Annotated in this window: 12 protein-coding genes; 7 read left to right on the top strand and 5 right to left on the bottom strand. The window is 56.7% G+C overall.

Features of this window, described 5'->3' with window-relative positions; genetic code table 11:
* Nucleotide 1: 1 nt before the first annotated feature.
* Nucleotides 2–1,159 carry an efflux RND transporter periplasmic adaptor subunit gene (locus GA0071314_RS02170; protein WP_231896499.1) on the bottom strand — a complete coding sequence of 386 codons (1,158 nt, stop codon included), beginning with the start codon at nt 1,157–1,159 and terminating at the stop codon, nt 2–4.
* Between the two features lie 95 nt (nt 1,160–1,254).
* Here GA0071314_RS02170 and GA0071314_RS02165 point away from each other — a divergent pair, with 95 nt between their 5' ends.
* The 4 genes from GA0071314_RS02165 to GA0071314_RS02150 all read left to right on the top strand — a co-directional run bounded on the left by GA0071314_RS02165 (nt 1,255) and on the right by GA0071314_RS02150 (nt 5,009).
* Nucleotides 1,255–1,878 (top strand): TetR family transcriptional regulator, encoded by a 624-nt coding sequence (locus GA0071314_RS02165; protein WP_074395102.1) that lies wholly within the window; start codon nt 1,255–1,257, stop codon nt 1,876–1,878.
* Nucleotides 1,879–1,944: 66 nt separating this feature from the next.
* Nucleotides 1,945–3,210 carry a cytosine permease gene (gene codB / locus GA0071314_RS02160; RefSeq protein ID WP_074395101.1) on the top strand — a complete coding sequence of 422 codons (1,266 nt, stop codon included), beginning with the start codon at nt 1,945–1,947 and terminating at the stop codon, nt 3,208–3,210.
* Nucleotides 3,211–3,226: 16 nt separating this feature from the next.
* Nucleotides 3,227–4,480, top strand: a complete 1,254-nt coding sequence (codA, locus tag GA0071314_RS02155; protein WP_074395100.1) for a cytosine deaminase — start codon at nt 3,227–3,229, stop codon at nt 4,478–4,480.
* A 52-nt stretch (nt 4,481–4,532) separates the two neighbouring features.
* Nucleotides 4,533–5,009 carry a YbaK/EbsC family protein gene (locus GA0071314_RS02150; RefSeq protein ID WP_074395099.1) on the top strand — a complete coding sequence of 159 codons (477 nt, stop codon included), beginning with the start codon at nt 4,533–4,535 and terminating at the stop codon, nt 5,007–5,009.
* A 23-nt stretch (nt 5,010–5,032) separates the two neighbouring features.
* Here the strand turns inward: GA0071314_RS02150 and GA0071314_RS02145 are convergent, their stop codons facing one another.
* On the bottom strand, nt 5,033–5,482 hold the full coding sequence (locus GA0071314_RS02145; protein WP_074395098.1) for a GNAT family N-acetyltransferase: 450 nt from the start codon (nt 5,480–5,482) through the stop codon (nt 5,033–5,035).
* A gap of 160 nt (nt 5,483–5,642) precedes the next feature.
* Between GA0071314_RS02145 and pcsA the strand changes: the two genes are divergently transcribed.
* Genes pcsA through GA0071314_RS02130 form a run of 3 tightly spaced genes read left to right on the top strand, consistent with a single transcriptional unit; the run spans nt 5,643 to nt 7,418 of the window.
* Nucleotides 5,643–6,368 (top strand): phosphatidylcholine synthase, encoded by a 726-nt coding sequence (pcsA, locus tag GA0071314_RS02140; RefSeq protein ID WP_269449424.1) that lies wholly within the window; start codon nt 5,643–5,645, stop codon nt 6,366–6,368.
* 14 nt (nt 6,369–6,382) lie between these two features.
* On the top strand, nt 6,383–6,985 hold the full coding sequence (locus tag GA0071314_RS02135; protein ID WP_074395097.1) for a DNA-3-methyladenine glycosylase I: 603 nt from the start codon (nt 6,383–6,385) through the stop codon (nt 6,983–6,985).
* 28 nt (nt 6,986–7,013) lie between these two features.
* Complete coding sequence (locus GA0071314_RS02130) at nt 7,014–7,418, top strand: VOC family protein (RefSeq protein WP_074395096.1); 405 nt, start codon at nt 7,014–7,016, stop codon at nt 7,416–7,418.
* A gap of 8 nt (nt 7,419–7,426) precedes the next feature.
* Here GA0071314_RS02130 and GA0071314_RS02125 read toward each other — a convergent pair whose 3' ends face one another.
* The 3 genes from GA0071314_RS02125 to GA0071314_RS02115 form a co-directional block, all read right to left on the bottom strand.
* Complete coding sequence (locus tag GA0071314_RS02125) at nt 7,427–8,398, bottom strand: zinc-dependent alcohol dehydrogenase family protein (protein WP_082934179.1); 972 nt, start codon at nt 8,396–8,398, stop codon at nt 7,427–7,429.
* 103 nt (nt 8,399–8,501) lie between these two features.
* On the bottom strand, nt 8,502–9,119 hold the full coding sequence (locus GA0071314_RS02120) for a class I SAM-dependent methyltransferase (protein ID WP_074395094.1): 618 nt from the start codon (nt 9,117–9,119) through the stop codon (nt 8,502–8,504).
* A 32-nt stretch (nt 9,120–9,151) separates the two neighbouring features.
* Nucleotides 9,152–10,603 (bottom strand): aminotransferase-like domain-containing protein, encoded by a 1,452-nt coding sequence (locus tag GA0071314_RS02115; RefSeq protein WP_074395093.1) that lies wholly within the window; start codon nt 10,601–10,603, stop codon nt 9,152–9,154.
* Between the last annotated feature and the right edge of the window lie 115 nt (nt 10,604–10,718).

Genomic DNA, 10,718 nt, shown 5'->3' with positions numbered 1-10,718 from the left:
GTTATAGCCCCTGCTCTTTTTCCCATGGGGTTACACGCATATCGGCCTTCAGCCGGTGTGCGCCAGCGGCCACAATGCGTTCATCGGCGGCCAACTCTCCGCTGACTTCCAGCCCGTTTGACGTCAATCGGCCCACCTCGACGGTCACCGCCTCAACGCGGTCTGGCTCACTGAACCGCCATACCTGGGCCTGGTCAGGGTCATCGCCTGAATAGCTGACGGCGTCCGGGGGAAGGTGCCAAAGCGGCGCTGTTTGATCGGACTGCAAACTACTCAAATCCAGGCGCACGTTGGCGCTCATACCATCGAGCAGGGTGATATCGTCAGGCTGGGGTAACGTCAGCGTGACCTCATAGGCCAAACTTTGCTCACTGGCCTGGGTGGTGTAAGACGCAAGCTGGGCCAGGTAGGGCTTATCGCTGTTACCAAAACGGACTTCGAAGGCCAGTTCGTCGCCAAAGGGCTGATCGTCGCCACGCGGCATGCGCTGAACGATCTGCTCCGGCAGGTGAAACACCACGTCCAACTGCCCCGGCTGCTGGATGACCGCGACGGTTTCCTGCACCTGGACAATCTGGCGGTTATCCACCGGCACCTGGGCGATCACCCCGTCGTAGGGCGCGCGCAGTTGCGTGTGGGTGAGCTGTTCTTCGGCCTGCTCAAAGGTTGACCGCGCCGCCCGCGCTTCGCTTTCGGCTTCATCAAACTGGGCCTGGCTGACCGCACCACGCTCCAGGGTATAGCGCATTCGCTCAAGGGTTGCGTCGGCAAGCTCCAGCCGCGAACGCGCGCTTTCCAGCTCACTTTGCGCGTCGCGATTATCGATTTGTGCGATTACCTCTCCTTCGGAGACCTTTTGGCCGGGGCTAACGTTAAGCTCAATCAACTCCCCCGCCATACGAAACGATAAGTTGCTGCGCGTAGTGGCCTCGACTCGCCCCGGAAACTGTCGCTGTGCCGCGGCGTTGGCCGACTCCAGCGTTAACAGCTTGACCGGGTGTACGGTGCTTTCTGATTCTGCCTGAGACGGCTCGCAGCCTGCCAGGGCCAATAGCACCAGCAGCCCTGGCAATAAACGAATGAGGGTAACGGGCACGGTAAGCTCCTTGGCAACGGCCATCCAGAGTAGATAACGGAAGTAGGCTTCATTCACTGACATTCATGAATGTCAGTTATGTGTATACTAATCACCTACTGGCGACTTTGCTATCCATCAATGCCAGAATATTACAACGCATTCATTCAGGAGCCGCCATGACTCGCCGCAAGGCCGACGCCGAACGCACACGGGAAACCATTCTGGACGCGGCAGAAACCACCTTTCTCGCCCAAGGGGTTGCCCGCACCACTCTGGCACATATTGCCCAGGCGGCGGGTGTGACCCGCGGGGCGATCTATTGGCACTTTGAGGACAAGGCGGCATTGTTTGATGCGCTGCTTGAACGCGTGCGTATTCCGCTGGATGAAATTGTCGACGACGCCGTGCACCAACTTGGCATGACGCCGGTGGATTGTTTGCGTAACATTGCCCAGCGCTCGCTGGCGGGCATCTGTCACGATATTTCCCTACAGCGCGCGGCCACCATTGTGCTGCACCGCTGCGAGAAGCTGGAAGACGAGCACCCGCGGATCTGCATGATCACACGGCTTTCAGAGCATGCCGAAGCCCGGGTCGAGCAGCTTTTCGAACAGGTCCAGCACCACGGCCAGCTACGCGCCGACCTGACGCCCGCAAGCGCCCGCCGCCAGTTTCACGGTTTTTTGATCGGCACCTGCTTTGATTGGCTGCAAGACACCCACCAGTATTCGCTGGATGATGACCGCGACAGTATTGTCGAAACGCTGATGCGCGGGCTGTTGGTAGAGCAGAAGCGCTAATATTTGCCACACTGGCACACGGCTTGCTTCCTATACTGGGTGAATGTCTTTTTCCTGGAGCCTGCCATGCACCCCTCTGACTACCCATTAACGGAAGTGCCTTTCAACGCCCGCAAGGGCCTGCTTTCCACGTCTGCCGTGCTACTTGGCTTTACGTTCTTCACCGCCACCATGTGGGCGGGTGGCACCTTGGGCCAAGCCTTCTCCATTGGCCAGCTGTTGTGGGTCATTGTGCTGGGCAATTTTTTGCTCGGCGCTTATGCGGCGGCCCTGGCCTACATTGCATGTAAAAGCGGGCTTACGTCCGTGCTGATGGGGCGCTTCTGCTTTGGTGAAAAGGGCAGCAAGCTGTCTGATTTTATCCTGGGCTTTACCCAGATCGGCTGGTACGCCTGGGGCACGGCAACGATTGCCTTGGTACTGGTTCGCACCACCGGGATGCCTGAATGGCTGGAAATCCCCTTAATGGTGCTGTTTGGGTTGGGTTTCTGCGTGACCGCCATGATCGGCTATAAGGGAATGGACTGGCTTTCGCGCTTTGCCGTCCCCGCCATGATGCTGTTTATCCTCATCAGCCTGTTTACCGGGCTGGTGGATGTGCGCGGCTTTACAGGGCTAAGCCAGCAAACGCCTACGGAGAGCATGAGCGTGGCGGCGGCGGTTACCGTCATCATTGGTACTTTTATCAGCGGCGGCACCCAGGCGACCAACTGGAGCCGCTTCGCCAAGACACCCAAAATTGCGGTCATCGCCACCATGGCGGCCTTCTTTTTAGGCAACGGTTTGATGGTGCTGACCGGCGCGCTGGGCACCATGATCTATCAGCAGGCGGATATCGTCGATGTGCTGATCGCCCAGGGCTTTGTCACCATCGCCGTGCTGATGCTGTTTCTGAACATCTGGACCACCCAGGACAACACCATCTACAACTTCGCCGTGGCGGGCTGCAATTTGCTGCGCACCGAAAAACGCCGCCTGGTCACCGTGGGCGGTGCGGCAATTGGCACCGTGCTGGCGGTCGGCGGCATGTATAACCTGCTGATTCCCTTCCTGGTGCTGTTGGGCACTTTTATTCCGCCCATGGGCGGGGTGATCATGGCGGACTTCTGGCTCAAACATAAAGGTCGCTATCCCGCCCTGGATACCGCCCAACTGCCCGACTTCAACCGCCGGGGTTTGGCGGCCTATGCGCTGGGCGCCGGGGCTGCCTACTTCTCGCCGTTGCTGCCGCCGCTTGTCGGGGTGGCCGTGGCCGCCGGCAGCTATGCCGTGCTGCTGCGCGTAAATCACGCTACGCTTGGCGATAGCCTTCCTTCGACCGCCAAGCAATAAGTGAGCCGTTTTTTATATGAGCATGCAGATCATCAACGCCCGTTTGCGCCAACTCCCGGCGCTTTATCGCCTCGAGATAGAAGATGGCATCATCAGCGCCATTACCGTTCAGGATGCGCCGCAAAAACCCAGCGAAGGGCAGATCGACGCGGGCGGCAAACTGCTGTGTGCCCCCTTCATCGAGCCCCATATCCACCTGGATGCGGCGCTGACGGCGGGTGAGCCCAACTGGAACCAGAGCGGCACGCTGTTCGAAGGCATTGAACGTTGGGGGGAGCGCAAACCCATGCTGTCGGAGGCCGACATTCGCGAGCGTGCGCTGAAAACACTGAACTTGCTGATCAGTAACGGCGTGCAATTTGTGCGCACCCACGCCGATACCAGCGACCCCAGCCTCGTCGGCATCAAAACGCTGTGCGCCTTGCGCGACGAGCTGAAAGATAAAATCGACATCCAGGTGGTGGCCTTTCCGCAGGACGGCCTGCTCTCCTACCCCGGCGGTGACAAACTGCTGGAAGAAGCGCTTGAGATCGGTGCCGATGTGGTCGGCGGCATTCCTCATTTTGAATACACCCGCGAGCTGGGGGTGGCCTCCATGAAGCAGGTGATCGAACTGGCGATCAAATACGATCGGCTGGTGGACGTCCACTGCGACGAGATCGACGACCCCAACTCACGCTTTCTTGAAGTGCTGGCCCATGAAGCGCTGACGCATGACCTCGGTAGCCGCGTTACCGCCAGCCACACCACGGCCATGCACTCTTACGATAACGCCTACTGCTCCAAGCTGTTTCTACTGCTCAAGCGCTCGGGCATCAACTTTGTCTCCTGCCCTACCGAAAGCATTCATCTGCAGGGGCGGTTCGACAGCTACCCCAAACGCCGCGGCGTGACCCGGGTGAAGGAACTCAACGAAGCGGGCATCAACGTGTGCCTGGCCCAGGACTCCATCGTCGACCCCTGGTACTCGCTGGGCAACGGCAAGCTATTGCGCACGCTGGATTTTGGCCTGCATATCTGCCACATGATGGGCTACCAGGACTTCAGCCAGTCGCTTTCACTAATTACCGATAACAGCGCGCGCACGCTTAATATTGAAGGCCGTTACGGCATTGAGGTAGGCAAGCCCGCCAGCTTCAACCTGCTGGACGGCGAGGATGACTACAGCGTATTGCGTACCCAGGGGGAAGTGCTCCTTTCGGTTCGCCACGGCGAGGTCATCATGCAGCGCGAGCCCGCAACGATCACCACACCGCCTTGGATTGGCTGATTCAGCCAAAAGCGCGTTACGCTAACCACTCAGTCAATAAAGGGATTTCACGATGAGCGTCGAGACCGTTCGCCAGTTTCTTGCCGAGCACGCGCCGGATATCACCATCGAGGCACTTGAAACCAGCACCGCCACGGTAGCGCTGGCCGCCGAGGCCCACGGCGTGGCACCCGGGCAGATCGCCAAAACCCTGGCGTTCAAGGTCGGTGAAAAACCGCTGCTGATCGTGGCCAGCGGCAACGCGCGTATCGACAACCGTAAGATTCGCGTTACCTTTGGCGGCAAGGCCAAGATGCTCGACGCCGAGACGGTGATGGAGCTCACCAGCCACCCGGTGGGCGGCGTCTGCCCGTTTGGCCTTGCCACCAATCTGCCGGTGTACTGCGACGAGTCGCTCCACGCTTATGACGAAGTGTTGCCCGCCGCCGGCTCGCCCAACAGCGCCGTGCGCCTGAGCCCCAAGCGTCTGGCCGAGCTGGTCGGCGCGCAGTGGTTGGATGTATGTAAGCTGCCGGAGAAGGTCAGCTAACCGCCGACCTCACTTCTTAGCGCCTACTTAAGATCCAATAGATACCCATAAAACGCCGTGTTGCGCTGCCAACCCAGGGATTCATAAAGGTGCTGGGCACGCGCATTTTCGACCTGCGTCATGAGTATCAAACGTGCAACGCCGTGCTCGCGAGCTAGCTTTGTGGCGGCTTCCATTAAGGCCCTACCGGTGCCCTTTTCACGGCATTCCGGCAGCACAAACAGGTCGTTTAAGGTCCAGCGGGCATTCAAGCCCACTGTGGAAACCCCAGGGTAAAGCTGAACAAAGCCGGTGAGCGCCCCTTCAGCGTCTTCACTGACTAGGATGCGCGAATCTGCCTGACCAAAACGCTGACGCAGAAAATCACGCGCGGCTTGCCTATCGCTCGGCTGCGCATAAAACCGACGGTAGCCATCCAAAAGCTCGGTTAAGGCCTCAAGGTCACCAACAGTGGCCGTGCGTACCCTCTTCATCAGCAATCTCCTTCATACGTTTGGCCTTGCACTAGACTATATAGCAAGGGATGACAGGCCAGCATGTTCTCTGGGTGCCGTCCTGTAGTAGTGTATCGTTCTTTACAGGCTTATCTATCAACCAAACGCAAAGGGGACACACGTTCCCAATGGGGTTAACGTGGTTCAATCGCTTTCTTCGCCTGCAGACTCCCGCGCCTCGATATGGAAGGCATGGAGCGTACACGTATTCACCGCCAGTGGCGTGCTGCTCGGCACCATGGCGCTGCTCGCCCTGGTCGACAATAATCCCGTTGCCTGTCTGCTCTGGCTGGGGGCTGCGATGATGGTCGATGCCGTGGATGGCACCCTGGCGCGCAAGTATGAAGTGAAAGCCATACTGCCCCATTTTGATGGCTCGACGCTCGACATGGTCATCGATTATCTGACCTGGGCCTTTATCCCCGCTCTGTTTATCTACTTCTTTATTGAGTTGCCACCTTATTTAGGACTGATATCAGTCTTCATCATTTTACTGTCATCGATGTTCTGTTTCTGCAACGTCGATATGAAAAGCCAGGATAATTACTTCGTAGGCTTTCCTGCCGCCTGGAACATCGCCGCTGCTTATTTTTATATCCTCGATTTCCCGCCCTTCCTTACGTTTGCCACTATCACCTTTTTGGCCCTTCTTACCGTGACACGGATGAAGTTTTTACACCCGTTTCGGGTGCGCCTGTTCATGCCGCTCAATATCGCCGTCACCCTGGTGTGGTGTGCGTGTGCCACGTCATTGGTGCTCTCAAGCCCCGAGCACGCGGCCTGGGCACTGTGGGGGTGGGGCATTGCGTCCGTCTACTTCATCGGTATGTGCCTATGGCGTACTGCCCAAGAATGGTTCGATTAATAGGCGAGTAGCAGATGGCCAACGATTTTATTGCCCCCGATGGACATCCCCGCTGCCAATGGTGTGGCGGGGCAGCGGAGTTTCTGCCCTATCATGATAACGAGTGGGGCTTCCCGGTAGATGATGACCAGCGGTTGTTCGAGAAGCTTTGCCTGGAGAGCTTTCAGTCGGGCTTGAGCTGGCGCACCATTCTCAATAAGCGCGACAGTTTTCGCGCCGCCTTTCACCACTTCGACTTCCATCACATCGCCCGTTTTTGCGAACACGATGTGCAGCGTTTATTGCAGGATGCGGGCATTATTCGCCACCGCGGCAAAATAGAAGCGACAATCAACAACGCCCGACGCGCGCAGGAAATGGTCGAGCAGGAAGGCTCGCTGGCCGCATTCTTCTGGCGCTATGAGCCTGGCGAGTTAGTCGCACCCCAAACCCAGACCACCTCGCCCGAATCCATTGCCCTAGCCAAAGAGTTAAAAAAGCGCGGCTGGAAATTTTTCGGCCCCACCACCGCTTTTGCCTTTATGCAGGCCATGGGGTTGCTCAACGATCACTCGCTTAATTGCATCACGCGCGAACGCGCAGAGCAGGCGCGGCAGCAGTTTCAGCGGCCCAGCTAGCATAATTAACGAATTAGGAGCGACTTCCATGAAGCCCAAAATCAGCCTGATCACCCTGGGTGTGCATGACCTGCAACGCGCCATCCGCTTTTACCGTGATGGATTAGGCCTTCCGGAGCACGCAACGGATAGCGAGGAGGTCGCATTTTTCAAAACGGAAGGTGCCTGGCTATCGCTTTTCCCACGTAAGGCACTGGCCAGCGATATCGGCATCGCGGATGATGCGCCGAGCGGTTTCAGCGGTATGACGCTTGCCCATAATGTCGCCAACCAAGATGCCGTTGATCAGGTGCTTGAACAAGCGGTTGCCGCAGGCGCTGAACTGATCAAACCAGCGGAAGAGGTATTCTGGGGCGGTTATTCCGGCTACTTTCGCGATCCAGAAGGCCACTACTGGGAAGTCGCCTACAATCCGTTTATGGATTTGACGTGAGGCAATTCTCATTGCCCAAGAGTGGAGAAGTTCAGAAGCACCTTCTGAGCGCTAGGGCGAAATGCCATCTCGATAGCTTGTCGCCACTTTTGACCTGGAAGCACTTGATAATCAGGCATCGCTGACTGGCCTAACAGTTTCCAGATAGCCGAGAATTTATGCTGCCAAGCTTCTGCAGAAACCCTGGCCAAACTATCGCGCAAATGAAACCTTCTGAAGTGAGCGCGGGGTTTGGAATCCAATTGAATTGCCTGCCCCGTTAATAGTCCATAAGCAATAAACGTCGTTCCCGATACCATTAGTTGCAATATATTTGCCGCAACCGGCCCTCCTAAGGCGTCAAACACCATGTCCGACTCATGGGCCACATACGAAATCTGGGACATATTTTGGATAGATACCGGTTTGATACCGAGCTTTTCCAGGCGGGCAACTCTACTCTCGGAACGGTATATGCCAACGACGTCCTTGGCGCCGTGCTGATATGCCCATGCTCCAAGGTATTCAGCACAGTTCGAACCGGCTCCAGTGAGAAGAACACGCTTCCCCTTTACAGGCCACGTTTCGAGCATGGTTAGGGCGGCTAAGGGATTAATGTAAGCGCGAGCTGCGGTGATGTCAGAAATAGTATCGGGCACGGGCACAGCGAGCGCTGGATCACAGTCCAAAATAGTCTGCCAAGTACCATCGCCTCGCAATGGCAGCACTCGCTTCCCGACCAAGTAGGAGTACTCTCGCGGAGCATCCATAACACAACCAACACCTTCGTAACCGGCGACAGCGGGCAGCTTGATACGATGCGAATAGGCACCGGTGATGGGGATCAAATCAGAGGGATTAACCGGGGCACACAACATCCGAACCCTGAGCTTGCCTTCACTGAGGCCTGGAACATCCGATGCTTCCATTTTCAATGTTTCCAGCGGCGCTCCGAGCGAGCGATAAATGAGAGCATGGCGCCGCAGGGGTACTTTGAACACAGAGACAAACTCCGTTTAACTAATGTAAATATTGCAAAAACAGTTGAGGATATGTTGAGCAGGAACTGAAACAGTTTTAACGGTCTGTTAAATAAAGGCGTCGTTACTTCATTTTCTTACAAAGACAGTATATAAACTTTTGTTCACTGCCATCTGGCGTTTGGTGTGACTCTCTTTCGTGACCGATAAGCTCGAACGGCTCACCAAACTCTGCGTGCAACGCGCCAGCGCTGTAGCGCATCACGGGGAGCCCACTGCATTGAGTTGGGCCATCTTCGGCAAAGGTAGCCACCATCACAAGCCCGCCCGGTTTAACAGCCCCCATCACTTGTTGTACATAACGATGACGCTCTTCTTCACTCGTCAGGAAATGGAAAACGGCGCGATCATGCCAAACATCATAGCCATGCTCAGTAAACTCAGCCTCCAGCACATTTTCTTCACGCCATAGGACGTGTGATGCACGCTTGCCAAGCCGTTTTTTGGCTGTGGCCAGCGCGGATGACGATAAATCCAGCACGGTTATCTTTTCATAATCAAGCGCTAACAGGTCATCCACCAGCGTTGAGGCACCACCACCCACGTCAATTATTGATGCTGACGCGGGAACGGTAGCATCGCGAATAAGCTTTACGGAAAGTGCCGCATATTCCTGAAACCAGCTGACCTCTGTGGGCGCTTTCTTGGTGTAGACCTTCTCCCAGTGTTCTTTGGATTGCATGATGGCTCTCCCATCGTGTTAAACAGCTAATATTACTCTATCACCCTATCTTCCAGCGCATGCCGCTCCTCCTCTTCCACCATCTCAGCGGCTAGCTCACCCACCGTGCGCACAGCATCTTCGATGGCAGGCGTGAGGGTAAAGGCGTAGTTCAAGCGCAGGCATTGGCGGAACTTACCCGAGGCTGAAAACAGCGATCCGGGGGCCACGTGGATGGCGCGCTTTGCCAAGTGTTCATTTAGGCGCACGCAATCCACGGCGGCGGGTAGTTCAACCCATAGCAAGAAACTGCCCTGGGGATAACTGATACCCGCGCCCTTAGGGAAGTAACGCTGCACCCAACTGATCATGATGTCCCGCTGGCGCTGATACTGGCGGGTAGCGAAACGCAGGTGGCGCTCGTAGTGCCCTTTAGCCACGAACTCCGCCACCGCCAGCTGCGGCAGCGTCGCCGAAGCGCCGGTGGAGACGTACTTCATATGCAGCGCCTGATCACGGTAACGACCCGGTGCCAGCCAGCCCACCCGCAGCCCAGGCCCCACCGTTTTGGAAAAGCCGCTACACAGCATCACACGCCCGTCGTCATCGAAGGATTTCACTGTGCGCGGCCTAGGCAGGGTGAAAGACAAGTCGCCGTAGATATCGTCTTCGATAATCGCCACATCAAAACGCTGGGCGAGCTGAAAAAGCGCCCGCTTGCGCGCCTCACTCATAGTGTAGCCAAGCGGGTTATTATACGTTGGCGTGACTTGTATGGCGCGGATCGGCCATTGTTCCAACGCCAGTTCCAGGGCTTCCAGACTGATGCCCGTTTGCGGGTCAGTGGGAATCTCTAACGCTTTTAAGCCGTTGGCTTTAAGAATCTGCATGGTGCCGTAGAAGCTGGGCGAATCCACGGCGACCACATCGCCGGGCTGGGTGAGGGTGCGCAGCGAAATGGCCAGCGCCTCCTGGCAGCCGGTGGTAATCATGATGTCGTCCGGGTGCAGCAAACAGCCAGATGCGATGGCCAGCCGCGCCACCTGCTGGCGAAGCTCGGGGCTACCGCTCAGCTTGTCATAATTAAACCCGTTAATATCCGCACTGCGATGCAGACCCGCTAGGATTTTCGACAATGGCCGCAGCGTCTCATACTCAAGATTCGGCACGCCACGCCCGAGTAGAAGTCGGATGTCATCTCGCTGGGTGGCAACAAGCTCCAGCACCTGGTCCCATTGAGAAATATCCAGAGGCCGTTGTGCCGGGCGAGAAACCGACGGCAGCACCGACGGCACCCTGCTCGGCAGCACGAAGTAACCCGATTTTGGCCGTGACTCGATCAGTGCCGCATCCATTAGCTGTCGATAGGCTTCCTGAGCTGTCGAGATACTGACATCCAACTCCTGGCACACCGCGCGGATAGAAGGCAAGCGGTCGCCTACACGGTAAATGCCATGCTCGATACGCTCCCGCAATACATTGGCGACCTCTTCATAGCGCGTCATAACACCCTACCCCACAGCCCATAAACGATACAGATACGCTTCTTAACCAGCATACAGAGGAATAACACGCCTCTCTGTATCCTTAAAATAATAATTTCTATATCTGTATTCAAAT

The sequence above is a fragment of the Halomonas sp. HL-93 genome, assembly GCF_900086985.1.
GTDB lineage: Bacteria > Pseudomonadota > Gammaproteobacteria > Pseudomonadales > Halomonadaceae > Vreelandella.
The sequence above is the reverse complement of the archived record's forward strand: the minus strand, read 5'-3'. Positions and strand labels throughout refer to the sequence as shown.

Coding starts and splice junctions, on each gene's coding strand:
- GA0071314_RS02170 (WP_231896499.1), bottom strand. CDS start 1,159: ATGTCAGTGAATGAAGCCTACTTCCGTTATCTACTCTGGATGGCCGTT.
- GA0071314_RS02165 (WP_074395102.1), top strand. CDS start 1,255: ATGACTCGCCGCAAGGCCGACGCCGAACGCACACGGGAAACCATTCTG.
- codB (WP_074395101.1), top strand. CDS start 1,945: ATGCACCCCTCTGACTACCCATTAACGGAAGTGCCTTTCAACGCCCGC.
- codA (WP_074395100.1), top strand. CDS start 3,227: ATGAGCATGCAGATCATCAACGCCCGTTTGCGCCAACTCCCGGCGCTT.
- GA0071314_RS02150 (WP_074395099.1), top strand. CDS start 4,533: ATGAGCGTCGAGACCGTTCGCCAGTTTCTTGCCGAGCACGCGCCGGAT.
- GA0071314_RS02145 (WP_074395098.1), bottom strand. CDS start 5,482: ATGAAGAGGGTACGCACGGCCACTGTTGGTGACCTTGAGGCCTTAACC.
- GA0071314_RS02135 (WP_074395097.1), top strand. CDS start 6,383: ATGGCCAACGATTTTATTGCCCCCGATGGACATCCCCGCTGCCAATGG.
- GA0071314_RS02130 (WP_074395096.1), top strand. CDS start 7,014: ATGAAGCCCAAAATCAGCCTGATCACCCTGGGTGTGCATGACCTGCAA.
- GA0071314_RS02120 (WP_074395094.1), bottom strand. CDS start 9,119: ATGCAATCCAAAGAACACTGGGAGAAGGTCTACACCAAGAAAGCGCCC.
- GA0071314_RS02115 (WP_074395093.1), bottom strand. CDS start 10,603: ATGACGCGCTATGAAGAGGTCGCCAATGTATTGCGGGAGCGTATCGAG.